Genomic DNA, 26,491 nt, shown 5'->3' with positions numbered 1-26,491 from the left:
TGGTTAGCCTGCTTTCGCCGCGTGGTCGTTGATTACGAATTCACTCCCGCTAGCCATGTTGCTTGGCTATTACTAGCTAACATCACTATGTCGCTCAATCGGGTCTGAATTCCCAAACACGCTCTTAAGCGCTTACAGGACAGCTTCGTCGAAAACATGGAAGCAAATGGGCAAAATAAAGTGAAGATGCTTTCCTTCCAAGACTCCGTTTTTGCGGATGGTGGACTTGTTCTCGTTGATTACGATAACACGATTGTAGCACAAAACCTTAACCAAATATGCACCTATGGGGGCTTCTACAGGAAAGGGGTATTTGTCTCAATTATAAGTATGGCGCGAAGAGGTTCGGCTCAGGAGAATTTAGAGAAGCGTAGGTTGTTTCGAAAAGTAATCCATTCAGTAAAATGGATTACTGATTAATCTCCTGCGGCAGAAGAGCAGTAGTATTCAAACGCACATGTGTGAGTACTGCAGGTAAGCTGTGAAAACTGTTGCTACCGCAACACCTCTAGAAATGTCTTGCCTTTGGCGAAGTCCCGGAACTCCAGGTCCTCCACGGCGCGGTTGGCGAAGGTGCGGTCCAGTTGCACGGCGCGGCGCAGGTGCATAGCCATGGCGGGCTCGTTCTGCTGGCGGGCAGCCACCACGGCCAGGCAGTAGTACAGCAGCGGGTCCTGGGGGCGGAGGCCAATGGCCAGCGCGTAAATATCGGCCGCGCCCTGGTAGTTACCCTTCAATACGTAAATGAGGGCCCGGTTCATAATGTTCTGGTAGGTTTTAGAGCTGAAGCTCAGGCTGCGCAGGGCATCATCCAACTGGCCCACCTCAATTTCCAGGGCCGCCTTATCGGCGAAAATCTTGCTGAGCACGGCGCGGGGGCCACCCAGCTTGATGGCATAGTCGTAATTCTGCAGGGCCTCCAGCTTGTCGCCGGCGCGGTGGTAGGCGCTGCCTACGCGGTAGAACAGCTCGGCGGTAGGGTTGCGGTGGGCGGCCAGGGTAAAGTTGACGGCGGCCCGGCGCAGGTAAGCTCGCTGCACTTTGGGGTTTACTTCCTTCTCGGAGCGCTGCAGCAGCACCACGGCCAGGTTGTGGTAGGCCTGCCAGAGGCCGGTAGTGGCCACGGCCGTTTCGTAGATGCGCTGCTTTTCGGCCAGCAGGGGCGTGAGGTTGGCCGAGTAGCGCAGCTCCTCGGGCGTGAGGGCATCGGCCTCGGTCTGCTTCTCCACGATTTTTTTGGAAAGCAGATAAATTTCCGAGTCGTAGCGCTTGGGGGCAGTGTAGCGCACGGCCACCGTGCCGAAGCGCATCACCGGGTAAATGTACTGGTCGAGGTAATCGTAGAAGCTAAGGCGGTGCAGGCTCTGCTCCTTCTGGGCATAGGTACCGGGCGTATCGTTCACGAGCAACAAAACTGAGTCAATCTGGGCCGGTTTCAGAGCCGACTGCTGCACCTTGTTCAGGAACAGGTCCCAGCGGCGGTGGTAGGCCTCGGTTTCGAAGTCAATCTGGCTGACTTTGTTCAGGTAGGAGTCCGTATCGACGCGCTTCTTATAGTAGGTCAGCAGGGCGCGCACCCGCTTGTCGGCCAGGCGGGGGTCGTGGCGGTCCAGGGAGTCGGGGGAGTGGCCGGCCACAATCATCACCTTCTGGGTGTGCTGGTTAGCCTCGATGAAATCTTCCAGCGCCGCCACGTTGGTACCCAGGTAATTGCGCACTTCGGCCTTGCCCGCATCGAAGAAGAAAGGCAGCACCCGGGTACCGCTCATGTTGTTGTCGGCGGTTTCGGGCAGCAGCGTAATGGCCGTGTCCTGGCGTACTACCAGGCGGCTGGTGGTTACTATGCCGCGGGCCAGCCGGATTTCTTTGCCCTTCACCCGCTTGCCGTTGGGTTTGGTTTCGTGGGCGTCGGGCAGGGCTACCAATTCGCCGGGGCTTTTCTGGGGCGAGTAAGGAAAGGAGAACTGCTTATGAATAACGAGCTGATCCTTATGCTGCTCATCGTACACGTATTCACCCGATAGAAACGTGAGCCGCCCTACGGTGTCCTCGCGCAGGCCGTTCTGGTAGCGGTAGCTCAGGCCCAGGTTGTAGGCCGCGCCTTTGCGCAGGTGGCTGGCCGGCACTTTGGCCGTTACTTCAAACAGCACATTCTCGCCGTTGCTTTCCAGTACAGTAGGCTGCACCGTCAGCTCCTGCCCGGTCTGGGCCTGTTTCAGAACGCTGGCTAGGGGGGAGCAGGCCGAGAGGCCGGCTACGGCTCCCAGCAGAAGATAACCGGGACAAAAGCGGAACAAAGGATTTGGCATGGGCAACAGCAAGGCGGAGCGCGAAATTCAGACAACAAACGGAAAAACCTGCAGAACCGACGTATCTTGTGGCGAAGGGTTTACGTAAGTGCTTGACAGTAGCCACGAATTATCGTATTTTGAACCAGGTTAGCCTCCCGGCTGCTGCACAATTCAGATAGTATGAAACGACTAACCGACTTCATCGAACGGCAAAGCTTCGGAGTATGTGAGGCCATTGGTAAGCGGGTAGGCTTCTCCTCGGGCAGTGTGCGTCTATCCTTCGTTTACGCTTCTTTTTTCACTTTCGGCTCGCCCATTGTACTGTATTTTGCCCTGGCCTTCTGGATGAATGCCCGCCGGGCTTTGCGCCAGCAGCGCCGCACCGTCTGGGATTTGTAGCGGCACATTAACACTTGTTTGTAGTGCTAGCGAAATCAGGCCATTAACAGCAAAGCCTGTTAAAGAAACCGCTCTTGTGTTTCTTTAACAGGCTTTGCTACTTACAATAAAGCTTACTGCACGCGGGTGAGGGTCATGCGGGTGGGCACGGTGAAGCCTTGAGGTGGTAGAGGAGGCATGCCGGGCACCGCAATCCGAACTGCTTCCATACCCTTCAGCGAGAACTCCATCTGATTGGGAGTAGCCGGATCAATCGTTAGAAATGCCTTGCCTGATTTCTTTTTCGTTAGGTCAGCAAGCATCATGTTGATTTCCCAGTCTGCGTAGGGAATACCGAACATACTATGGCCATGCTTCTGCACTGAGGCATCCGTATCCGGATTTTCGAGCAGCACCCCGTTACGGGAAAAAGAATGTACGCTTAGCAGTACATGCCGTTGTTCCCCGTTGGGTAAGCGGTGAAACCGGTCCCGGCGCAGGGTCATGCGGAAGACATCCGTGCCCGAGCGCCACTCCCATGTGCCTAAGAACGCTTCGGCCTGATACGCAGGTGCAGGCGGTTGCGGATTCTCTTCGCCAGGCAAAGGCCGATGAGCTGTTGAAAGCTGCGGCTTAGAACCAGACGGCTTGCTGGGGCTCTTCTTTTGCTGGGCATGGCTTACTTGACCACAGAGCAGAAGAACAAACAAGATATATAGCGTGCGTGACATCATCAGTAATAGTTAAGAACAGGGAGAAGAAGTAACTATATTATCAACTGGATTGAGCGCAAGCTGCTGCCAAGAGTTATTGCTGGAGTCTTGCTTGAATAGGGCTAAACCCATACCCTCACGCTTACGCATGTTAAAAAAAGCCTTTTCATTGCCAGTGATGCCATTCGTTGAACTGCCAATTCCTCCTGTTTTTTCATTATAGTATTCTGCAACAAGTTTGTCGGCAAAAAACTGATCTTCAAACCAAAATTTACCGAAAGCTATAAAGGCAGCAGGGTCTGTTATGGTTAGCATATAACTCTGTCCGTTATGGATGATAACAGTGGTTGTATATGCACTCGGGTCGATGACAGGCGGAGAAGTTATGAGCAACTTACAGATGCTATATAAATCACTAGGCGAAAACAAGGGTAACGTGCCATCACCGGGCGGATGGTCATGCATAAAACCTGCTACCAGCCCTCCTGGTGCTACTCCTACTTCTATATTATCCTCCGTCCCATTGGCTATCCTGTACGTGTTGAGGTCGGCCGGGTCCAGATAAGTGATACCCGTTTCCAAGGGTTTACCATTGGCATCACGCGGCGGGTTATTAGACAGATACTTTAACCTTGCTACATTATCCTGATAAGCTTTAGCCTGCGTAGCCGTTTGCATAGTTTGGCAGGGCGTTTTAGGGGGCTGTGGCGAAGTGGGGTCCGGCGGGCTGCCCGGTTCGCCTGGTGTGCCAGGGTCGGTAGGCGGGTCCTCGGATTGGCAGTAAAACATACTATTGGAGCGTATTAAAGACCATACAATCCGCGAGCAGCCCACGCCATCATCTGAAGGGGTTTGGCAGTAGTTGACCCCAAAAGTCGAGGAGCCGTACACCATGGGGTTAGGTCCAACTTCGCTGCACACACCCGTCCAGTCACAATAGACCATAGCATAGCAGGAAGAGGGCTTGGCTCCGTTTCCGGGTGGCAGGGTTCCGGCGGCCGGTAGTGGCCCAGGCTGGCGTTGTCCCAAGCGGTAGAAGAATGGAAGTTCCTGCCCCGTTGTCAGGTTGTGCAGGCGCAACAGTCCGGTAAACGCCGCAAAGAAAGCTCGGTCAGTGGTGGCCTGGTTTTCCGCTTCGGCGAAGAGGTAGGTGGCCTCGTGAAACTCCGTGCCGGCGGCCGTGAGGCGAATGAACAGGTACTTCTTCACTCCAGTCCACTGCACAGACGGCATAGTCAGAGGCACGAAGAGGGAGGTGGGCTCCCGGGTAGTGGAGCGGCGTTTTCCCATTACGGCTCCCAGTGCCGAAAGGTGCTGTCGCTCAGTCATAGGCGAAGCTGCCCGGCATATGAGCCATCCAGGAAGGCCTGCCGGAGTTGGATCACTGCTGGCGGAAGTATGCCTGGGGCGGGAGAATGCGCCGTAACGTCTTCTTTAGAGCACGCACTGAGTAGGCAACTCGCCAATAAGCTACCGGCCAGCAGTTAACGAATAAAAACGCGCATATGGTAGGTAATCGGGGAATAATAGTGCCGCCAACCTAAGAAAGTTCTATTGGCTATACAAGATTAGCGGGAAATCAGGTCGGGCGGTAATTCCGAGAATTTTCGTTGGCTGCGGCCGAAGTATGCCCACACCAGACTGCCAAGGTACACGCCGGTTCGCTCCTGGCTCCGCAGTTTCTCGGGTTGCCGCTGCCGCTGCTGCCGCCAGTAGGGCAGCTGCCGCCCAAAGTGCCAGTGAGCCCGCAGAATGGCCCGAAAGTCGGCGGTATTGCCTTGCAGCAGCAGGCGCAGGGCCGCTACCCAATCGAGAACTAAACGGCTGGGAAGCACCCACAGCAGCTCAGTGGCGTGCGTGTTTTTATACACCAGGGCCAGACCATTGCGGAAGTTGAGGTAGGTTTTGCGCGGGTTAGACTTGGGCAGGGTGCCGCCGCCCACGTGAAACACCGTACACCCGCCGTGGTACCACACCTGCCAGCCGGCATTCTGGAGGCGCCAGCACAGGTCGATTTCTTCCATGTGGGCAAAAAACGTGCTTTCCAGCCCGCCCAGCGCGTGCCAGGCCTCGGCCCGTACCAGCAGGCAAGCCCCGGTGGCCCAGGCCACCGGGCGCGGGTCGTCGTACTGGCCCTGGTCGGTTTCGAGGGTATCGAAGAGGCGGCCCCGGCAGAAAGGGTAGCCCAGCAGGTCGAGGTAGCCGCCGCCGGCCCCGGCATATTCAAACTGCTGCCGCTGGACTGCGTCGGGGCTGTACTGGCGGATTTTGGGCTGACAGGCGGCCACGCGCGGGTTGGCTTCCAGCAGCTCCCGCTGGGGGGCAAGCCAGCCGGGCGTTACTTCCACATCGGAGTTTAACAGCACGTAGTAGCGGAAGCCAAACGTATCGGTCCAGTCCTGGCCCCGTTCAGATTGGGTTCTGCTCCGTGCCGGGTGCGCGAGTCCGGGGCCCTCCCAGCGCACGTCATCGAAGGCCGCGTTGTAGCCCCGGCAGAAGCCCAGGTTATGGGCCCGCTCCAGTACTCGCACCGTCGGAAACTCCCGCTGCACCAAGGCCACTGAATCATCGGTGGAGGCGTTGTCGGCCACGAAGATGGTAGCACCCTCGGAGTAGGCCAGCACACTGGGCAGGAAGCGGCGCAGGAAGTCCCGGCCGTTCCAGTTCAGAATTACCACCGCTACATCGGTGCAGGAGCCGGCAACGGGGGCACTAGAGGCCAAAGCCGCCAAGGTCGAGGCCGGGAATGTTGGGCAGCAGGCCCTGGGTTTTCGCTTTTATTTCTTCCTTGGCTTTGTCGCCGGCTTCTTCCATGACCTTGTTCACGGCCGCCACTACCAGGTCGGCCAGCATGTCCCGGTCCTGGGGTTGAAGCAGGCTCTCGTCGATTTCGAGCTTGAGCAGGCGGCGCTGCCCGTTGGCCGTAGCCCGCACCAGCCCCCCGCCCGATTCGGCGGTGGCGGTAATGTACTGGAGTTGGTCCTGGGCCTGCTTCATCTTTTCCTGAAGCTCTTTCATCTTGCCCATCATGCCCATGATATCAAACATCGGGGTGGTTGTGGTTAGTCCGGCCGCGCCGGAATGGGTGGTTAAAAACAGCAGTAGCCGACAACGTATGCACGAGGTAGTTGCCCCGGCAAGTTACGGCAAAGCCCGGCACGGCCTGTCATGCTTCGCCTCTGCAGGACAATCCTCTTGCAGTAAGAACCGCTACATCATCGGGTTGCCTTTTTTGCCGCTTAGCGCCGGCACGGGAACAACCAATTCGCGCAGCCACTCGGGGCGGGGTGGGGGGCGGCGGGGGAGTTGGGCGCGCCACTCTTCATCGGTGAGGCGCTCGGGGCTGATGAACTCGTAGTAGCTGAAGGCCGCACCCCGGGCCAGCATGGGGGCTCCATTAATTTCCACCACCACGTACAGGGCATCCACCGTGCCCACGGCTTCCTCCAGAATGCCCCGCTGAGTACCGTCGCCGTTAAAGGAATACACGTCGGCTACCAGGCCCAGGTGCTTTTCCCGGTCTGGGAGCTGCTGGGTTTTGAGGATGCGGATGGTCAGGCTTTCCACCTCGCCGCCAATCCAGGAAATCAGGTTCATTTCCTCGTGGGTGAGGCGCTGGTGGTTGATTTCCTTGCGGGTGATGTCGCGCAGCTGCGTGATTAATTTACGCAGCTCCTGGTTGAGGCTTGCCAAATGCTCGGTGTTGGCTCGGAGGCGGGTAAGGCTCCGGTCCTGGTGAATCAAAAGGGCAAGGGCAGCCTCCCAGAAGGGCAGATTTGGCTCCACGTAGCCTACATGCTGGGGTGGGGGCGGACCCTCGCCACCCCCGCCGGCCTCGGCCCCGGCGGGCTGCTCGGTGTAGAGCAGCAGGTCGTGCTTCAGCTCGGCCCAGCCACCCAGGGCCGTGCTCAGGTTGCGCTTCTGCCAGGCCGGCGTGCGGGTAAAGTAGGGCGGGTTCGGGCCCTGGTAGGGCTTGTTGAGGGCCAGCAGGGCCTGCATGGTTTTGGTGTAGAGGTTCTGGTCCCAGCCCGTGAAGCGGGCAAACTGCTGCTGCACCGCCCGTAGCGTGTCGGGGTAGGCGGGCCAGCGGGCGGCCTCGTGGTGCTGGTTCAGCAGAATATCCTGGGCGGTGCGGTTGCCGAAGGTGGCAAACACGTCGAGGCCCTTGGGAAAAGGGCGGGGCGGCTCCTGCCCGGGGCCGGGCCGCAGCACGTTCACCAGGCGCGACAGAATCTCGGCGTCGAAGGTGTAGCGGCCGGCCGTGAACAGCAGCTTGGGCCGCGCCAGCGCCGCCAGGGCCTGCGGGGTGGCCCCCCGGGTCCGAATCCGGTCGAAGCCGGACCCTATTAAGGATAGACGCAGGCGGGTCAAGCCTCTGGACGTGGCCAGCTCGTCGAGGGTTTTGTTGGGGTACTCCGTTTGCAGCAGGCGCAGCAGGTGGGTGAGGGAGCGGTTATCCTCGTCGCCCACCAGCACATCAAGTACTTGGGTCAGGTTGGTGAAGCTGCGTTGCGCCTCGGGGTTGGCGGCCAGGGTTTTGGCCAGGGCCACCGCCCGCAGCAGGCCCGCATCCGAATCCAGAAACACCGGGGCCGTGTTCAACCACTTTACCGCCCGGAAGTAGCGGCGGGTGGTATCGTTGAGGGTGTACATGCCCCGCGGCTTGCACATGGAGTAGTCGAATAAGGAATCCTGGAGTAGCCCCGAGCCTTTGCCCTCGGCCTCGGTGCAGGCAGCAATTTCGCGCGGCACCTGGGCGGCGTAGGCACCGGCTACCGGGGCGGTGCTGCCCGTCAGCAGGCCGTAGCCCACGCCGTAGTAGGCGGCGGCCCACTCGGCGGCGGCGCGGGCCTGGGGGTTCTGGCTCTGGCGGCCCAGCTTTTCGGCTTCCCGCAGGCCCCCGCGCAGCATGGTGCCCACCACCGGAACCAGGCGCTTTTCTTCCACGTCGCTAAGAATACCGTTGAGGTACTTGTGCAGCACTTGCAGCACCAAGTCCGTCGTCACGAAGCTGGGGGTGTAGTCGTACTGATTTTGGTCGTAGAGGTAAAACAGCTGCTCCTCCCGGGTGGGCACCAGTACGAAATTGTTGCGGTCCAGCACCGTGCGCATGGCTGGCGTCACGGTCAGCTCCCGGTGATTGGTTACGAAGTCGAGGCCAATCATAGGGAAGCCAGCCGGTGACGTTACGCGCCGGGCCAGCAGCCGGATTTCCTGGTCGTGCACCCGTTGCACAAAGGCCAGCTCCCGGCGGTTGAGCGGCACCCGAATCACCTCGTCGGTGTAGGCCCAGAGCGGGCGGTACCAGGGCTGCTTGTCGAAGTAGGCCCGCACGGTAGCGTTCATGAAGCAGTAGCCGTTGCGGGCGTACACAGCGTTGCGCAGCAGCAGCAGCTCCAGGTACGATTTGCCCGCCAGGCTCTGGTTATAGTCGAGGGCGGGCTGCGGGGCTTTGTGAGCCGAAACCCCGTACGCTTCCTCGCCTTCGTAGCCGTAGTATTCCTTTACGTCCGGGCGCTGGTAGAGCTTCGTGAGCTGGGTTTTGTCCTCGGTCAGCGTTACGGGTACCTGCTCGCCAAACCCGTTGTTGTGGGCAGTGGCGGTGAGGGCCGAGTCGGGGGCGGGCCGGACGGAAGCCACTGCCGCCACGGCCGGAGTAGCAGCCCCCGGAGCCGCTGGCTTGGGCCGCAGCCAGAAATACAGACCCGCGCCCAGCAGCAGCACGGCGGCCAGCATACTCCACAACGTAGTTCTATTCATAGGTGCAGATTACTGAATAAAATGCGTGTACGCCGCATCCCGCGACACATTCCGGGCGGCAAACCGGTCGAGCATCAGCCCGAAGCCCTGCCAGGAATAGTGCCCGATGCAGTAGCGGCCGTTGGGCGCCTGCTCCACGGTGCGCACGTAGGTGCGGCCCGCAGCCCCGCGCATCACCCGGAAATACAGCAGCCGGTACACCACCTTCGAGCCCAGCCAGCGCGGGCGCAGCCGGCCACCCGCATCAAGCCGGTACACGAACAGCCGCCGTTGCCGGGTGCTGTCGAAGTGGGTGGTTTTGATGGGGCCCACCAACAAATCGGGGTGGCCGTCGTTGTCCACGTCGCCCTGGGCAAATTGGTACACCGGAAACCCCAGCGGCAGCACCGTTTCGGCCGAATCGGTGCGCACCAGGGCCTGGTAGTAGCCGACGCGGGGCAGGTAGCGCAGGCGCACCAGGGCGCGGGCCCCCGTGGGCGTGGGCAGGGTAAGCTGGCGCGAAAAATAGCCAGGGCCAGCGGACCCGGGGTGGGCGGCTCCAGGCTTCGGCATCAGCTCCCAGCCCCCGGTATCCGCGTTTGGTAGCAGCTGCACGTCCGGCGAAATCCGCTGGATACGGGCTGCCAGGGCAGCTTTAGCTGCCTCATCGGCCGGGTAGGGCAGAGCGCGCCGCAGCTGCACCGGGCGCAGGTGGGTAGTGGCCACGTGACCCTGTGCCACTTCAAAATCGGCCTGTACCGCCAAGTCGGTGGCGCGGCCCTGCTGGTCGAACAGGAAATTGCCCAGACTGTACAGAATCGGGCTGCCCCGGTAAAACTCCATCGTTTGCACCACGTGCGGGTGGGCACCTACCACGGCCGCCGCTCCGCAGTCGATGAGGGTGCGGGCCTGGGTGCGCTGGGCGGGACCAGGCTGCTCGGCGTACTCGGTGCCCCAGTGCAAGTACACCAGCACAGCCCGCCCCGGAAACAGGGTTTTGTAGGCCGCCACCCGCTCGCACAGGGCCACAAAGTCGCGCCCGCACAGGCAGCTTTCCCCCGCCAGCCGCTGGTGCAGGTCGGAGTAGGCAAACACGGCCACACTGCTATCCGGCCCTAGTAGCGTGGGCTGACAGCCCGCCTGCGCATTGGCTGTGTAGCCCAGGGCGCCCAGCTTGGCGGCCGCCAGAGTAGCGGCCGTTTCGCGCAGGCCGGGCAGGTGCTGGTCGAGGGTGTGGTTGTTGGCCAGGGAAAGATGGGTGAACCCCAGCTGCCGCAGCCAGGGCGCGTACCGGGGCGCGGCCCGAAACACAAACGCCTTGGCGGCCGGCTGCCGCGCCGTTGTCAGCGGGCATTCCAGGTTGCCGAGTACGTAGCGGCTCCCGGCCCACAGCCGACGAGTGGTGCGGCGCAGGGCAGCACTGTCGCGGGCCAGGGCCGGTGGCACGCCCCGGTCCAGCAGCACGTCGCCCACCACGCTGATGCGCAGCGGCTTGGGCGGCGCTTGGCAGGCTGTCAGCAGCCCCAACGCCAGCAGCCCACCGTGCCCGGCAAAAGCAAGCAACCCCGAAAAACAGGAATACAACGCCACAGTAAGGAGCTACCCGCGTTACCGGATAATCGTGACGGAGCCGTGCTGCACCACCCGCTTGCCCTCCTGGTCGGTGGCCTCGAAACGCCAGACGTAAGCGCCGGTGACTGGTTTCTCGTTACCAATGCGCCCGTCCCAGGTTTGGGTGCGGGTGGTGGCCTGGAATACCTGCTGCCCGTTCCGGTCAATAACAGTGAAGCGGAAGTTATCCAGGAAACGGCCTTTCAGCTCCAGCACGTCATTCAGGCCGTCGCCGTTGGGGGTGAAGGCCGTGGGTACGAACAGTTTTACCTGCCGCGCCACCGAGGCCACATTGGAATAACTGGCCGAAATCAGTCCACCGCCGGTGGCTTCAATGCGGTAGCGCACCACCTGTTGGTCCTGGGGCGGCTGCAAATCCAGATAAGTCAACCCGCTGGCAACCGGCACGCTGCGCAGCACGGCGTTGGCGGGCGAAAGAGTCAGCACCCGGTAGCTAACCGTCGCAGTAGCATCGGGGCCGCGCAGGGCCGTCCAGGTCAGCCGGATGGTGGTGCCCTCGTCGTTGGCGGCGCGGGCTTCCAGCAGCACCGGGCACACCGGGGCGCTGTCGGGGGAGCGGTTACCGCAGGCATCCAGAAAGCGCACGGCGTAGCACAGCGGGTCGGCGAGGCTGGGCGACACCAGCGAATCGCGCAGGGTGCGGGCCGGCGTTACGCGCAACTCCTGGCCGTTGCGCAGGTAGGTGAGCTGGCCGCCGTTGGGGCTGCGGGCCAGGGTGGTCGTCAACTCTACCTGGTTGCGCAGGTTGAAGGTTGCCGCCAGGCGCGGGGCTGCCGGGGCCGCCCCGGAGCTGGTGGTCACGGCCACTTCATCGGAGGTAGAGGTAGTAGCGCCCATGATCAGGCTCACGCGGTAGCGGTACACCGTGCCGCAGGTTACGGCCGTATCGAGGTACTGGGTGGCGCCGGCGGGTACGGGCAGCTGCACGGTGCCGCTGGCATCGGTGCGGCTCAGGGTGTAGCTGCCGCCGCTGCTGCTGGTAGTCCAGCTGAGCAGGTTGCGGCCGTTCTGGGAGGTGCCCGCCAGCGCCACCGAGCACACTACAAACGACGACGAGCTGGCCACCGACGGCTGACAGGCATCCTGGAGCAGCAGACGGTAGCAGCCGGGCAGGGGCGCATTGCTGAGGGAGAAACTGGTCAGGTTGCTGGCAATAGGAGCTACTGTACGGTAGCCGCCGGCCGCCCCGGCATCGGCTACCTGCAGGCTGTACTGATACTCAGGCTGCAAACCACCGAACTCAAACTGAGCCGTGCTACCCTGCACCACAAGACTACGCAGGGTGGGCCGCTGGGGCGCTGGCGGTGGCGTAAAGCTGCGGGTGGCAGTGCCCGTGCAGATACCCGTCTGGTTGTAGCGGCCGGTAACGCTTACCGTAGCGGGGCCACTGGTGGGGTAGGTGACGGTGGTATTGCGCAGGGCCGGCACGGGGGCACTACTGCCTACCTGCACGAAATACTGGTCGTAGTTGGTATCCGTTACGGTTACCTGCACGAAGCCGGGTGTGCAGGTGGTGAGGGTGAAAGTGGGCAGCGGTGTGCTTTTTACTTCAAAATTGCGGGAGAAAATAATGCCCTGACTACCACCCTGCGGGCCCTGGGTATTCTGGGTGACAACCAGCACCCCCGGCGCCGTTGGGGTAAAGGTGGTAACCGTATCAACAAACCCGGAGCATACGATGGTGCTGGCCTGGCGGTAATAAATCTGGGCGGGGTCGAGGGCTTTGCCGCTACAGTCGCGTAGCCGAACGGGGCGGCCGACGCACAGATAAAATGGCAGTTCCTGCCCGGTAACCCCATCATAGGCCCGGAAGCACGCGCCCGAGTTTGGGGTAGGCGTGCACTGGGCCCAACCCGGCAGGCGCAGGCCGGCAACAAGTAAAAAGAGCAGTAAAAGTCGGTTCACTATTCCCATAACGAAGCAGCCGCGCGGTTGCGTGCCCGCGCTGGGCTAAAGTAGTTGTTGCTAGTTGATTGTTGGTTGCAGATTGTTGATTGTTCGGTTGTCCTGAGGCGCAGCCGAAGGAGCTTACGGCGTTAGAACAAGCCGGTACAACGGTAGTCGTTCTAACGCCATAAGCTCCTTCGGCGCCGCTTCATGCGCGGAAAGCTCAGAATGACCGGGCAATCAACAATCAACTAGCAAATTCATACTCCCGCACAAAGGCGGCAGCGGCGTGCAGGTCGGGGTAGAGCACCCGGTCCTGGCTTACAAAGGCCACTTTCTCCCGGAAGGCTGCCAGCAGTTTTTCCAGAGGTCCGGAGGTGCGGGCGGGGCGGCGGAAGGCCAGGGCCTGGGCCGCGTTGAACAGCTCGATGCCCAGCAGCTGCTCCACGTTCTGCACCACGCGCAGGGCCTTGGTGGCGGCGTTGGCCCCCATGCTCACGTGGTCTTCCTGGCCGTTGCTGCTCACCACGCTGTCAACCGAGGCGGGAGTACACAGCTGCTTGTTCTGGCTTACAATACCAGCCGCCGTGTACTGCGGAATCATTAATCCGGAGTTCAGCCCCGGCTCAGCTACCAAGAAGGGTGGCAGGCCCCGTTGCCCGCTGATGAGCTGGGTAGTGCGCTGCTGGGAGATGCTGCCCAGCTCGGCCGTGGCAATGGCCAGCATATCCAGGGCCAGGGCCAGGGGCTGCCCATGAAAGTTGCCCCCACTCAGAATAGCATCCGAATCGGGAAAGATGTTGGGATTATCGGTAACGGCGTTGCACTCGGTTTCTACCACCTGCTGCACGTAAGCCAGGGCATCGTGGGAGGCACCGTGTACCTGGGGCATACACCGGAAGGAGTAGGGGTCCTGCACGGCTACTTTTACCTGCTGCTGCAGCTCCGAGCCGGCCAACAGCTCCCGCAGGTGCTGGGCCACCCGCAGCTGCCCGGCGTGGGGCCGAATACGGTGCAGGCGCTCATCAAACGGCTCACTGCGCCCATCAAATGCTTCCAGCGACAAGGCCCCAATCATGGTAGCAGCCTGCAGCAGGTGTTGGGCCCGCAACAGGCCGTGTACGGCATACGCCAGCATAAACTGGGTACCATTGAGTAAGGCCAGGCCCTCCTTGGCTTCCAGGGTAAGCGGCTGCCAGCTGAACAAACTCATGGCGTCGGCGGCGGCCAGGCGGTAGCCCTCGTAATGTACCTCTCCCAAACCCAACAGGGGCAAACACAAGTGAGCCAGTGGGGCCAGGTCGCCACTGGCCCCCAGGGAGCCCTGCTGGTACACCACCGGCAGCATACCCCGGTTGTAGAAATCGAGCAGGCGCTGCACGGTGGCCAGCTGCACGCCGCTGTGGCCGTAGCTCAGGCTCTGGGCTTTCAGCAGCAGCATCAGCCGCACCAGCTCGGCCGGCACCTCCTCGCCCGTGCCACAGGCGTGCGACATCATCAGGTTCTGCTGGAGCTGCTGGCGCTGGCCGGCCGGAATGGCTTTGTCGCAGAGGGCCCCAAACCCAGTGTTAATACCGTAAATGACGGCCTCCGGCGTACGCTCCAGCCGGGTGTGCAGGTAGTGGTAGCAGGCCTCTACCTGCTGGCGGGCCTCGGGGCTAAGTACCACGCGAGCTTTGGAACGCAGCAGCTGATTGAGGGTGGGCAGGGTAAGCCGGGCAGATGGGGTAAGCAGGAAATCCTGGGACATGCGGGGGTGGGCGAGTTGGGAGCCGCCAAAATTGGCACTTTTTCCCGGTTACCCCAGCACAAGTACTCATGAGCTGCTCCCGGAGTAATTTTCCCAAATCAGCAGCCAGTGGCTCAGGGCTAGAGTAGTGCCCAGCATGGTAACACTGGTATCCGTGCTGGTGGCAGAGTTGTTGTCGGTCAACAGATAGGTGATACTGCTGGAATCGGGGCCGTAGCCAGTATCCGCGTCACTGGTTCTGACCGCAGGAGCCGAGAGTAAGCAGGGCGAGCAGCAAGCCAGTCGGGGCTCAGAATGTGATACACGAAGTTTTCCTAGAAAAAATGGATATGGTGAGTAAACAACGAATGGCTATACCGTAAGAGCATAAGTGATTCATTATATGCTAAGTAGTGCGATGGAGAGGCGGGAATAGCTACTGAAAATAACCGCTAGCTCCAGGGAGATAGGCCTGTAGCTCCGCAGCACCCTGTGGTATTTGCCTGCCCTTGAAGATGAGGATACATTGCCTACGAAGGCCGCTACGCCTGACTCAGCTATGAGGAGCCCGCTAAACTGTTATGCATATAGCCGGGGCTGAATGGGCAGTGTGTACCGCTCACCGCCCGCCAGCAAGTCAAGTCGCAAATCACGCAGAGAGAAAGGGGTGTTGGGGGCTATTTCATGAATGTTGGTAGAGCCGCAGCTACGCGCATCCAGCACCAGTACCAGGCCGCTACCCAATACTTCGATTTCCTTTCCTGCCGTTACCAGTACTGCCGTGTCTTCCTCTAGCCCCAGGCCGATACAAGCCGGATTTGTAGCCAGTATCTGGGCCATGCGCACAATGCGGCCCCGGGCCACAAAATGTGTATCAACGGCCACATCGTGCAAAAATTCCAGGCCGGTCGTAATATGAATCTCGCCCTTCAGCATGCCCGCGTCGTTGCGGCCCTGAAAAATCATAGGAGTACTCATAGCCGTGGCGCCGGCGCTGGTTCCCGCCAGGATCAGCTTATCGTGAGAATACCGCTCGTAGAGACGGTGCTGCACGGCTGTTCCGCCCAATAGAGCCGTTAGCCGCAGCTGGTCGCCGCCGGTAAACAGCACGCCGCCGGCCTTATCCAGCAGCTTAAGGCTGGCTTCGCTCTGTGCATCAGGGCGTTGCCGAATATCCAAGGGCACCACTTCAGGGCCCCCAATTTTGCGGAAGGCTTTCACGTAATCCTTTACAGATTCTTCTGGCTCACCCGATGCTGTTGGAATAACTACCAATGGCCCCCGGGAACCAATTTCCTCACTCAGGCGGCGTAAAATGGCTTCAGGGGCAAAATTTATATTGTAAGCGGCTTGCTCATCTTCTTCCGGAGCGTCGCCTTTGCTTTCGTGCCCACCAATAAGCAGAAGCTTGCCATTCGGCACAGGACAGGCTGTAGGGGTCTTTCTGGAGCTCATAGTATTGGATTGGGGTATTGGAGGAAAACCGTGGGCGGTAGGTGCGGAATGTAGCGCGGGCAGCTACTTCCAGAACATACCGCGCCTGCCGCCTCACAAAACGGCCAGAGCACCGGAGGCAGCAGCGGAAAATGCCAGGCTTGTATCCCACCGGAATGAGCGTTGCAGCACCATTTTCCTACGCAGGCAGGGTAACCGGAGTTAACGTTGAGGTTGCCTGTCTAGCTGGTTGGTTGGCCAGTGCCGGTACCGTAACGGAGAAAATAACAGGCTCTGTCAGAAGCACTAATAACCCTAAATGAGAGGGCATAGAAATAACCAGTGCGTGAATCACGGAGAAGAAAATCCGTAATTCACGCACCGATATCCGCTTCTCTTGGGGTACCTACGCCAGCAGACGAATAACCTCCGTCAGCGTCAGGAGCTGCTCCTGCCCGGTAGCCAGGGTTTTGAGCTTGAACTGCCCGGCCGCCCGCTCCTCGGAGCCCTGCAGCAGCACGTAAGGAATACCTTTGCCATCGGCGTACTTAAACTGCCGGCCCAGCTTGCCGGGTTCCGGATACAGCTCCGAGGCCACGCCGGCTTCGCGCAGCTGCCGTAGCACCGGCAGCACGGCTGCTTCGCTGTCGGCATCGAAGTTGGCAATGAGGCAGCGGGTAGTGGTGGCCACGGCTTCCGGAAACAGCTGCAGCTCCTCCAGGCAGTCGTAGAGCCGGTCCACGCCGAAGGAGAAACCCACGCCCGACACGCCTGGTAGCCCAAAGGCCCCGGTGAGGTTGTCATAGCGGCCCCCGCCCGACACGCTGCCCATGTTCACGTTGTTGATCTTGATTTCGAAGATGCAGCCCGTGTAGTAGCTCAGCCCCCGGGCCAGCGTGACGTCAAATTCCAGGTTCTGCCACTGCTCAAAGCCAAAGCCGCGCAAGTAAGCCAGCACTTGCTGCAAATCCTGCAGCCCTTTGTAGCCGTCGGGGTTGTCGGGCTCCACCCCGGCCGTAGCAAAGGCCGCCAGCAGCCGCTCCAGCTTCTCCTCAAAGTCGCCGCCCACGCCCAGCAGGTCGAATAGCCGCTCCGTGGCCTCCGGTGAGAAGCCGCGCCCAGCCAGTTCCTTTTCTACGCCTTCCTGCCCAATCTTGTCGAGCTTATCAATAGCCGTAAACAGGTCCACCTCGGTGCCTTCGCCTCCCAGTGCCTTGTAAAAGGCACCCAGCACCCCGCGGTGATTGATTTTGATGGTGTGCTCAGTAAGGCCCAGGGTAGTGAGGACCTCCGACATCATCAGTACGATTTCGGCTTCACACAGCAGGGAGTTGGTGCCCACCACATCGGCGTCGCACTGGTAAAACTCCCGGTAGCGGCCCCGCTGGGGCCGGTCGGCCCGCCACACCGGCTGAATCTGGTAGCGTTTAAACGGGAAGGTGAGGGTGTGGCGGTTCATCACCACGTAGCGGGCGAAAGGCACCGTCAGGTCGTAGCGCAGGCCCTTTTCGGCAATTTTGGGCAGTACGGCCCGGGGCCCGGCCACCAGGTCGTCGGCAGTAACCTGCTCCTTAACAACCTCACCCTTTTGTTTTTTTAGAAAATTACCCGAATTCAGCACCTTAAACAGCAGCTGGTCACCTTCCTCCCCGTATTTGCCGGTCAGCACCGAGAGGTTTTCCAGCGTAGGCGTTTCCAGCGGCGCGTAGCCGAACTTCTCAAACACGCGGCGAATTACGCCGAAAATATAGGTACGGCGGGCCACCACGGCCGGGCCAAAGTCGCGGGTGCCTTGCGGAATGCTGGGTTGCTGTGCGCTCATCGGAAAGAAACGGATGCGGAAATACGGCCGCAAAAGTCGGGGATTCTGCCGGATTTTCGGCTTCTTATGCTAACCCGAGCGTGAGGAAAATGCCCGGTTTGTACCGGTCTGAAAATCTATTTCCTGCATGGCATCCAACAGAGAAGGCACCAGCAGCGGCTGCGAGGCCACATCCAGGTACAGAAAATGGTGTTGGTCGGACTGCGGAACGTGGCAGAGAATCAGGCGGCGGCTCTGGGCATGCAGCATAAAGGCGTAGGCCAGCAGCAGATCAATGGCCTCGGCCGTGAGCGAATCAATGAGGCTCAGATCTACCAGAATCGTGTGCTTGTCGCTGCGGCTGGCGCGGTGCAGGGCCCGGGTCAGTTTCACTTCATCGGCTGAGGCCGCGTCCGGAGATAAAATCAATAAGAAGCCATTGGGCAATATTTCACGATGAACATCCAGCATGTTTTCACGATTTAGGCGGATAGGAGCGGAATGGATACTACACTGAATAGCCAGCGTAGGGTTACACCTAAATAGGAATTTAGCGGGGTGTTACAGGTTTTTGTTGAAGTATTACAAGTTTGTGTTAGGATAATATAAACAATGAAAATACTATGTATTTATTTCCGCCGTACCCCCGAAACGCCCTGCCTTCAGCGTGAGGCTGCCCGCCGGGCCTGGAACAGAACAGCGGAGGCCAGCGGCGCCTTCAGAGCGGCCCGCAGGCCCGACCGATGCAGGCCCCGGTTGGTCCAGTCGTTGCAGGTGCGCAGGGCGTGGTAGCGGCCGGCCCCCAGAAAGAAAAAATCCTGCGGGGTGTAGCCGGCCGGCTGCCGCAGCTGCATCCGGCCCAGACTATCGGGACGGAAGCCTTGCTGTACGTAAGCGGTGAGGCGGCGGTATTGAGCGGGTGAAATCCGAAGAGGTACAACGTGCGTGCCCGAGTCGGGTGGGGCCCGGTAAAAACCGACGTGCATGAGTGTTTTGGAAGGAAATACGGCTCCGGCAATGGCTGCGGGCCCCGGGAACTTTCCTCCTGCAGAACCCAGATAAAACCCCTCGTTGCCCCAGCCAAATGCCACGTAGCTGTAATGAGCAAAGCGGGCAGTAAGGGCAGGCTGGTTGAGGGTGCGGAGCCAGTCGTGGCTGGTTTGAGCATCCCGCAGAGGCAGCACCACATCGGTATGAAAGCCATTGGATACCACGAAGATGGGTACACCATTGGGCGTTTGCCGAAACTGCCGGTTTTGGGGCACCAGGGTGCCGCACAGCAGAAATAGAATGAATGCAATAAACGCGGACATAAGCAGCAAACCAACCGCCACGAAGGTAACAGCTCATCGGGCACATGCCGTACGCAGCCGCGCGGCCTACTTGGACTTCCGTAACGCAACCTGGCCCGTAGGCTGCGCTTACGCAGACCCACGGGCCAGATCAGGTACCGGGTGCACCGGCCACTACGAGCGTACGCGCAGGGCAGGGCGGCGGGGCTCCACGGCGGCAACCGGCGTAGCCCGCTTGGCCCAGGCCTGCTTGTCGGCGCGGGCCACCAGCGGCATAGTTAGGGGCACCAGTACCACGGTGCCCAGCGCGTGCTGCTGCCTAGTGCTATTGAGGGCCACGGCCGGCCGGATGGCGTGGTAGCCCAGCACCGTAGTGCGCACCACGTAGCGCCCCAGCGGCAGTCCGGTAGCCCGGAAATGGCCGTTGGCATCCGTTTCCACCGATTGAACGAAGCGCCCATCGGAGGCCCGCAGCACCACTACGTAGGAGTGCGGAATGGGCTCCTGGGTCTGCCCATCGTAAAGGCGGCCCGATACGGTACCCCGGCCGGGTTGTGAGGCAGCATGTGCAGGCAATTGGGCACCGGCAGCGAGGAGGGAAACGCCCAGCAGGGCGGCGGAAGCAAAGGAAGTTTTCATGGCAGGTAGAGAGAAAGAAACAGGAAGCAACGACTCTCAGGTGTGCCGGTACGGCCGCGGTTCCGTGCCGGGTAAGGCTGCAAGTCGAAAAAAAATAGGTTAGCGTCGAGCCCAGAGCAGCCGGCACCAAATAGCGGCTGGGGTGGGGCAGTTACCCGCAAAACAAGCGGGCGGCTTCGGTATCCTGGTGGGCGGCTTACCTGAGGAAAGAGGCTCAGCAGTCGGAGTGGAAGAACACAATAAAGGTAACTAAAGGTACTATGTAAAACAAGGTACTGTGTAAATATTTTTTAGCTTATCAGTTAGAAATTGAGTGCCAGCAGAAAAGAGGTAAGTGGGCACCGTGAAACCCGGAAAAGCCGGATGAAGGCTTCTGCTCTACTAGACGCTCTGCCCTGCCGGAGGGATGCCTGAGTGGAAAAATAATTGTGTTAATGAATTCAGTACGTGGCAAGTAGCTGAGTTTCTGGCTTGCCGGTATGGCTGTGGGTAACGCGCTGCTCCGTCGGCACGGGCCCGGCTTTTGCCCTTAGCTCTGTAGTGCAGCTGCTTTATCGGGGCTACACATAAGTCAAAGCGGACACCACCTGACCCAGTAGGGGGCATCTGGCCTAACCGCTGGCCTCACTTCCTAAAAAAAGGACCCCACACCCTGGCCCAGGCCAGCAGTGTGAGGTCCGGAATGGTGGCCAGGTGCAGCACATTCTAACCACCAAATCCGCCGCCCCCGCCCTGGGGCTGGTTCTCAATTTTCTTGGGGGGCTTGTTGGAGCCCATATACCAGCTAAAACCCAGGTAGCCCACCCGCGACTCCCACTTGTTGTAATACTCGGCCCGGAAATTATCCGTAGCCGATACGGAACGGTTGCGCTGGGTATTCAACACATCCGAAATGCGCAAGGTAAGGGCAGCCCGGTCGTTGAACAGGCGCTGGCGCAGGGCCACATCCACGGAGCCTACCGGCAGCACCCGCCCCTGCGCCGTTACGGCGGCCGCGCGGTAATTGCCGGTTAGCTGAACATCCAGCTTAGGCGTGGGGGTGAAGGAGTTCATCAGGCGGGCCGTACCCGATACAATCCGGCGGTTTGCCTCGTTGCCCGTAGCGGCCGTTACCGTATTCTGGAACAGGGAGCCGCTGGCCGTCAGCCGCCACCATTTGGCCAGGGGCTGGTTCAGCGAAACCTCAGCCCCATAGCTGGTGGCCTGCCCGAAATTGGCCGCATACTGGGCCGTAATAACCGCTCCGGCCCCATACAGGCGCGTAGCCGTAGTATCCACGCGCACTAGGCGCTGAATGGTATTGTCGGTGTGGCGGTAGAACAGCGAGGATGTCAGCGAGGCCTGACCCATGGTAATCTGGTGACCCAGCTCAACGGCATTGATGTACTCGGGGCGCAGGCTTGGATTGCCAATGCGGTAGCTGCGCTGGTCCTGGTACAGCGGGAAGGCCAGGAGCTGCATAAAGCCGGGGCGGTTGAGGCGCCGCGAGTAGCTAAGCTTCACGCGCTGGTCGGCAGTAGGCAGGGTGCGTTCCACCGTAACCGAGGGAAACAGGTTCAGGTACTCCAGTCTGAACGGGCCCTGTCCATTCAGCACCTCCCCACTGGTATGGGTGTACTCGGCCCGCAGGCCAGCCTGAGCACTCCATTTGCCCACTTGCTGCTGATAGGTAGTGTAACCGGCCTGCGTGTACTCGCGGAAAGTATACTGGTAGGAGCGGTCCGCCAGGCGGTCAAATCCCGGACCGTCGGTCTGCTGGCGCAGAAAGTCGTCGGTACCTTCATTTGTCTGGTACTGGCCCTTCAGGCCAGCATCAACGCGGGCCTTCTCGCCCAGCGGATGCACGTAATCCACCTGGCCACCCACGGCGTGCAGGTTCACCTGCAGGTCCTGCTGCCACTCGCGCAGGTCGGCGGTTCCCTGGGTGTTGCGCTGGGCTACCAGCACGTCGGCATTCAGGTAGTTGTAGTACAGGTTGCCCGTCAGCTCCCGGCCTTTATGCTGGTCCCAGGTACGCCGGTAATCCAGGGAGCCTTCCAGGTTGTCCACGTTTTCCGTTACCCCAAAGGTGCTGCCGATGCGGGCGTTGGTTGCCCCGCTCAGGGTAGCCAGCTGCGTACCGGTGTTCAGGCCCCGGTTGAAGTTAGGCTCCACTGTGAGCGTAAGCGTCTGGTTGGCAGGTAGCGTATAGTCGAAGCCCAGACGGCCGCTGTAGTTGCGGCTGTGGCGCTGGTTATTGCCCTGCTGATAAGTGCGGAGCTCCTGGTTTTCCAGGGTAGTATACTGGTCGCTCCAGAGGCGGCTGCGGTACCGGTCGTCGCGCATATCCACGGACCCGAACACGTTGAGCTTACCAGTACGTCGGTTCAGGCTCAGGCTGCCGTTGTACTTGTCGCGGGTGCCCACATTCAAAATAGCCTGCCCGTTCCAGCCGTCTTTTTTCTGCTTTTTGAGGATGATGTTGAGCACCCCGCCCGCGCCGGCCGCATCGTAGCGGGCCGAGGGGTTGGTTACCACTTCCACCCGCTCAATGGCGCTGGCCGGAATCTGCTCCAGCCGGTTGCCGCCGGCCCCGCTGTTGGCCGAGGCGCTCGGCTTGCCATCAATAAGAATGGTGATATTGGATGAGCCCCGCATGCTCACGGTGCCATCGGGGGCTACCGTTACGGAAGGTACGTTCTGGAGCACGTTTACGGCCGTTCCACCCACGCTGCTCAGGTCTTTTTCTACGTTAATGACCTTCTTATCCAGGCTTTCCTGCACGGCAGCCCGCTCCCCGGTTACGGTTACGCCCTTGAGCTGCTGAGCAGTGGGCAGCAGCCGGAGTGTACCCAACTGCAGGGAGGGAGTAGCACTGGTAAGCTGCACCGGCCGGCGCAAACCCTGGTAGCCCACGGCTGAAACTTTCAGCAGGTAACTACCCAGCCCCAGTTTTTCCAGCGCAAACGAGCCGTTTTCGAGGGTTTCGGCTCCGGCCACAAAGCTGGAATCCTGTGCCCGCAGCAGCACTACGTTGGAGAAGGGCAGGGGCTGGTTGTTGGCCTGGTCGAGCAGGGTGCCGCTCACGGCGCCGGTAGGTTGCGGCTGGGCAGCGGCGGCCAGGGGCAGGAGCACAGCAAGGAACCCCAGACCCCGCAGGGCCCGGCCGGAAGTAGATAAGGAAGTCATGGCAAGGAAGTGGTTGAGGAAAAATCGGGCAAGGAGGGGCTGAGTCCGGTGGCCGCGGTTCCGCCGGAGGTAGCATGTTGCCAGAAATTCAAACGTGACAAGCAAGGGCACAATCCGCCGGAAAAGCGGGTGCCAGGCAACCGAAAACACCGGGCGGCAGCAGGGAAGCTGGTGCTTCCGGCCGGAGCCCAACACCTGGCCCGGTTGGCGCAAGGTGGTTTTCGGGGTGGGCCGCGCTAGGCTTCGGTAAAGGAGCAGTGGCGCGGCCGGTACTTTATCTAATCAACGTTTCAAAGGTAGGTAAAGGTACTATGTAACGCAAGGTACTAGCGAAATTAATTTTATGTTTCCTTGAAAACCTTGTGTTTTGCGGTACAAAGCTGTTCGTAACCCACTGTCACCAGCCGCATACAGTTGGAGCGTGGGGTCGGGCCTACGCACGGGAGGGTAGATGGTAGCAGCCCGCTAGGCGTTGCCCGGCGGTATCAGTTTTTTGCCAACTTCTTTCTGGAACCTCTGGCCATCAACAAAAACGCCTCTGGTGAACACCAGAGGCGTTTTTGTTGATGGCCAGAGGTTATTCGAGATGTGCTGTTTTGCGGGTTGTATCTGAAAATCCATTGGATAAGCCCGAAGAACGTCAGGCAGAAGCGCAGCCGAAGTATATTGTGCGCTGGCGTTCTTCGCCAGCCCAGGGTTCAAATCCTGGGCTACGAAGCGGTTGCCGTTCAACTGTTTGGCAGCCTCAGCACGCGGGATTTTTCGGACCCTGACTTGATGCCCCACATGCTCGGAATGACGTCCTGGTAGGTTCTTCCCTCGCCTTACTGATTCTGCGCGCCCTGCTCAATCCAGCAGCGCAGCAGGTCCCGTTCCGCCTGGGTCATGTGGGTTTTGTTGTTCTGGGGCATCGTTTTGGTGATGACCACACGCTGCATAATCTTATCCTGGAGGCGGATGATGTCCTCGGGCGTGTCGTACACCACGCCGTTGGGGGCGGTCCGGAACACCTCGTCGGTGGGGGTGGCCGAGTGGCAGCGGATGCACCGCTGCTGCACTACGGCCTGCACCTGGGCCATGCGCACGTTGGGCGTGCAGGCGGCTGTGGCTCCGGCATCGGTTTTCGGGGCCGTTACAAAAGCCACGGCCAGCAGCAGGCCGGCCGCAATAGGCAGCACGAGGCCAGTGGCCTGGTGCTTTTCGCGCAGGTTCAGCCAGTGCTTCACGCCGGCCGTGCCCAGGGCAATGGCCGCCAGCACCGCCCAGGGGTAGCCGTGGCTGAAGGTGCTGGGGAAATGGTTGCTGACCATCACAAACAGCACCGGCAGCGTGAAGTAGTTATTGTGCAAGGACCGAAGCCCGGCGTGCTTGCCCAGCTCGGGGTCGAGGGGTAGGCCTTCGGTGGCAGCCTTTACCATGGCCTTCTGGGCCGGAATGATGATGAAATACACGTTGCCCACCATCAGGGTGCCCAGCATGGCCCCGAAGTGAATATAGGCTGCCCGCGCGCTGAACACCTGGCAGTAAAACCAGGCAAACCCGGTGCAGATAACCACCGCCAGCAAGGCCATAGCCAGGTTATTTTTCACCAGTGTCGTGCGGCAAAGCCCGTGGTAAAGTATCCAGGCCAGCGCAAACGAACCCACCCCAATAGCCACACCCGTCAGCGGATTAAGAGCTAACACCTGCGGATCGATGAGCATGCTGCCGGCGTTGAAGTAGTACACCACAAACAGCAGGCTGAAGCCGGTGAGCCAAGTGAAATACGCCTCATACTTAAACCAGTGCAGCGCCTTGGGTATTTCCCGGGGAGCCAGCTTATACTTTTCGAGGTAGTAGAAACCGCCGCCGTGCACGGCCCAGAGGTTGCCGGCCAGCTCTTCGCGCACATTATCAGTGCGGTTGAGGGCGTTTTCCAGGAACACGAAGTAGAACGAGGCCCCAATCCAGGCAATGCCGAAGGTAACGTGCATCAGGCGCACCACAATGTTGAGCCACTCCATCAGGTGGCCTTCCCAGGCGCTGCCCTGCACGAATAGGTAGGCCACGGCCAGCACAAACAGCACCGCCAGCACCATGAGGGCGTAGGCAAATCCCTGAATGGTAAAGCCCTGGGTGCCCAGCTCCCCGCCCCGGTGGGTGTGCGCCATGCGGTGCAGAAAAGCACTTCCCCCCACCAGCAGCAGCACCACGGCCGCCACTACGCCCAACAGTAAAAAATGCGTCATCGAAAGCCAGCAAAAAACGAGCGTCCGGCTAGGCCGGACCAAATGGAGTGCAAACCAACGCCTGCCCTATCTCCCAGAAGCAGAGTAGCGTGAACCGGCCGCGAGTAGCCTGCCGGCCCTTGGCCGCTGCTTTTCGGGTGAGGGCAATTGGTTTCGGAAGTTTACTGTAAAAATGGGTATTGTTTGAAATATTATCATTTTGTGAGTCGATTCAGTGAAAAGTATGAATGGTTTTGCGCTCAGAAGTGAGGAAATTATAACGCCATCGGGTGCCCGGCCGGGGCTGGTGCTGGTGCGCAACGGCCGCATCCTAGACGTGGTGCCACCCGATACCGCCGTGAGCTGCCCAGTGCACGATGTGGGCATCCGGACCGTGCTGCCGGGCCTCATCGACCCGCACGTACACATCAACGAGCCCGGCCGCACCGACTGGGAGGGCTTCGATACGGCCACCCGCGCCGCCCTGGCCGGCGGCCTTACCACGCTGGTCGATATGCCCCTGAACTCGGCTCCGGTTACCACTTCGGTGGCTAGTCTGGCGCTGAAGCGGGCCGCCGCGGCCGGGCAGTTGCACACCAACTGCGGCTTCTGGGGCGGCATTGTGCCCGGTAATGCGGCCGAGGTAGAGGGCCTGATTGCCGAAGGTGTGCTCGGGTTCAAGGCCTTCCTGACCCACTCCGGCATTGATGATTTTCCCAACGCCACTGAGGCCGACCTACGCCGGGTGATGCCGCTGCTGGCCCGCCACGGCCTGCCGCTGCTGGTGCACTGCGAGCTAAGCCAGGACGATGACGCCTGGAAGCAGAACGACAAACGCTCTTACGCTAACTACCTGGCCTCACGCCCCAAAGCCTGGGAGGATGAGGCCGTGGCCCTGATGCTCCGCCTGTGCGAGGAAACCGGCTGCCCGGTACACATCGTGCATTTGTCGTCGGCCAACTCACTGCCGGCCATTGCCGCCGCCCGGGCCCGGGGCCTGCCGCTCACGGTAGAAACCGGCCAACATTACCTGTTCTTCGCGGCCGAGGATATTCCCGACGGCGGCACAGCTTACAAATGCGCCCCGCCCATCCGGGAGCGGGCCAACAACGAGCAGCTGTGGCAGGCGCTGCAAACGGGCCTTATCGACTTCGTGGCCACCGACCACTCGCCCGCACCGCCCGCCCTCAAGCAGCTGGCTACCGGCGACTTCACCACGGCCTGGGGCGGCATTGCCTCCTTGCAGCTGGCCCTGCCCGTGCTCTGGACGGCTGCCCGGGGCCGCGCCGTGGGTTTGCCCGAGGTGGCCCGCTGGCTCAGCACTAACCCGGCCCGGCTCATCGGGCAAAGTCACCGCAAAGGCCGCATTGCCCCCGGCTACGACGCCGATTTGCTGGTTTTGGACGCCGAAGCCTCATTTACGGTAACCGAAGAACTGCTGCATCACCGCCACAAAGCTTCACCCTACCTGGGTCGGGAGCTGTGTGGGGTAGTGGAGCAGACCTACCTGGCGGGGCAGCTGGTGTACCAGCGGCCGGAGTTCCGGCAGCTCAATCAAGGCCAACTCCTAATCCGCTGAAC

The 26,491-nt window shown here is 60.5% G+C and carries 19 protein-coding genes; 2 read left to right on the top strand and 17 right to left on the bottom strand.

Annotation, left to right across the window (positions count from 1 at the left end; genetic code table 11):
- Window positions 1-494 precede the first annotated feature (494 nt).
- Complete coding sequence (locus tag EI290_RS08720) at window positions 495-2,309, bottom strand: tetratricopeptide repeat protein (RefSeq protein WP_125428748.1); 1,815 nt, start codon at window positions 2,307-2,309, stop codon at window positions 495-497.
- Window positions 2,310-2,471: 162 nt separating this feature from the next.
- On the opposite strand from EI290_RS08720, the gene EI290_RS08715 reads away from it, so the two are divergent.
- Window positions 2,472-2,690 carry a PspC domain-containing protein gene (locus tag EI290_RS08715; RefSeq protein ID WP_125428746.1) on the top strand — a complete coding sequence of 73 codons (219 nt, stop codon included), beginning with the start codon at window positions 2,472-2,474 and terminating at the stop codon, window positions 2,688-2,690.
- A 113-nt stretch (window positions 2,691-2,803) separates the two neighbouring features.
- Here EI290_RS08715 and EI290_RS08710 read toward each other — a convergent pair whose 3' ends face one another.
- The 16 genes from EI290_RS08710 to EI290_RS08635 all read right to left on the bottom strand — a co-directional run bounded on the left by EI290_RS08710 (window position 2,804) and on the right by EI290_RS08635 (window position 24,931).
- Window positions 2,804-3,403, bottom strand: coding sequence for a DUF6705 family protein (locus EI290_RS08710; protein WP_125428744.1), 600 nt, complete (start codon window positions 3,401-3,403; stop codon window positions 2,804-2,806).
- Window positions 3,404-3,412: 9 nt separating this feature from the next.
- On the bottom strand, window positions 3,413-4,591 hold the full coding sequence (locus tag EI290_RS08705) for a hypothetical protein (RefSeq protein WP_148103627.1): 1,179 nt from the start codon (window positions 4,589-4,591) through the stop codon (window positions 3,413-3,415).
- Between the two features lie 359 nt (window positions 4,592-4,950).
- Window positions 4,951-6,105: a glycosyltransferase family 2 protein gene (locus tag EI290_RS08700; RefSeq protein WP_246008896.1), complete on the bottom strand. Its 1,155-nt coding sequence runs from the start codon at window positions 6,103-6,105 to the stop codon at window positions 4,951-4,953.
- Complete coding sequence (locus EI290_RS08695; protein ID WP_125428740.1) at window positions 6,095-6,430, bottom strand: YbaB/EbfC family nucleoid-associated protein; 336 nt, start codon at window positions 6,428-6,430, stop codon at window positions 6,095-6,097. Before EI290_RS08695 ends, EI290_RS08700 begins: the two co-directional genes overlap by 11 nt.
- 162 nt (window positions 6,431-6,592) lie before the next feature.
- Window positions 6,593-9,142 (bottom strand): DUF3160 domain-containing protein, encoded by a 2,550-nt coding sequence (locus EI290_RS08690; protein WP_125428738.1) that lies wholly within the window; start codon window positions 9,140-9,142, stop codon window positions 6,593-6,595.
- Between the two features lie 9 nt (window positions 9,143-9,151).
- The gene (locus EI290_RS08685) at window positions 9,152-10,684 is read right to left on the bottom strand and encodes a CapA family protein (protein WP_185816910.1); all 1,533 of its coding nucleotides are present in this window, start codon (window positions 10,682-10,684) and stop codon (window positions 9,152-9,154) included.
- 45 nt (window positions 10,685-10,729) lie between these two features.
- Window positions 10,730-12,658: a T9SS type B sorting domain-containing protein gene (locus EI290_RS08680; RefSeq protein ID WP_185816909.1), complete on the bottom strand. Its 1,929-nt coding sequence runs from the start codon at window positions 12,656-12,658 to the stop codon at window positions 10,730-10,732.
- A gap of 229 nt (window positions 12,659-12,887) precedes the next feature.
- Window positions 12,888-14,390, bottom strand: coding sequence for a histidine ammonia-lyase (gene hutH, locus EI290_RS08675; RefSeq protein ID WP_125428732.1), 1,503 nt, complete (start codon window positions 14,388-14,390; stop codon window positions 12,888-12,890).
- A gap of 558 nt (window positions 14,391-14,948) precedes the next feature.
- Entirely contained in the window at window positions 14,949-15,824 is an 876-nt protein-coding gene (locus EI290_RS08670; protein ID WP_125428730.1) for a cyanophycinase, read from the bottom strand.
- Window positions 15,825-16,209: 385 nt separating this feature from the next.
- Window positions 16,210-17,625: a histidine--tRNA ligase gene (gene hisS / locus EI290_RS08665; RefSeq protein WP_125428728.1), complete on the bottom strand. Its 1,416-nt coding sequence runs from the start codon at window positions 17,623-17,625 to the stop codon at window positions 16,210-16,212.
- A gap of 69 nt (window positions 17,626-17,694) precedes the next feature.
- A complete protein-coding gene (locus EI290_RS08660) occupies window positions 17,695-18,033 on the bottom strand; it encodes a hypothetical protein (protein ID WP_148103626.1) in 339 nt (112 codons plus the stop codon).
- 233 nt (window positions 18,034-18,266) lie between these two features.
- Window positions 18,267-18,917, bottom strand: a complete 651-nt coding sequence (locus EI290_RS08655; RefSeq protein ID WP_125428724.1) for a TIGR02117 family protein — start codon at window positions 18,915-18,917, stop codon at window positions 18,267-18,269.
- 153 nt (window positions 18,918-19,070) lie between these two features.
- On the bottom strand, window positions 19,071-19,535 hold the full coding sequence (locus tag EI290_RS08650) for a carboxypeptidase-like regulatory domain-containing protein (RefSeq protein ID WP_125428722.1): 465 nt from the start codon (window positions 19,533-19,535) through the stop codon (window positions 19,071-19,073).
- Between the two features lie 705 nt (window positions 19,536-20,240).
- The gene (locus EI290_RS08645; protein ID WP_125428720.1) at window positions 20,241-22,703 is read right to left on the bottom strand and encodes an outer membrane beta-barrel family protein; all 2,463 of its coding nucleotides are present in this window, start codon (window positions 22,701-22,703) and stop codon (window positions 20,241-20,243) included.
- Between the two features lie 465 nt (window positions 22,704-23,168).
- The gene (locus EI290_RS08640) at window positions 23,169-23,489 is read right to left on the bottom strand and encodes a hypothetical protein (protein WP_125428718.1); all 321 of its coding nucleotides are present in this window, start codon (window positions 23,487-23,489) and stop codon (window positions 23,169-23,171) included.
- A 38-nt stretch (window positions 23,490-23,527) separates the two neighbouring features.
- Complete coding sequence (locus EI290_RS08635) at window positions 23,528-24,931, bottom strand: urate hydroxylase PuuD (protein WP_221766243.1); 1,404 nt, start codon at window positions 24,929-24,931, stop codon at window positions 23,528-23,530.
- A gap of 223 nt (window positions 24,932-25,154) precedes the next feature.
- Here EI290_RS08635 and allB point away from each other — a divergent pair, with 223 nt between their 5' ends.
- On the top strand, window positions 25,155-26,489 hold the full coding sequence (allB, locus tag EI290_RS08630) for an allantoinase AllB (protein ID WP_125428716.1): 1,335 nt from the start codon (window positions 25,155-25,157) through the stop codon (window positions 26,487-26,489).
- The last annotated feature ends 2 nt before the right edge of the window (window positions 26,490-26,491 follow it).

Source organism: Hymenobacter metallilatus (genome assembly GCF_003944705.1).
GTDB classification, from domain to species: domain Bacteria; phylum Bacteroidota; class Bacteroidia; order Cytophagales; family Hymenobacteraceae; genus Hymenobacter; species Hymenobacter metallilatus.
Note: the sequence above shows the minus strand (reverse complement) of the source record. Positions and strands in the feature narration are given on the sequence as shown.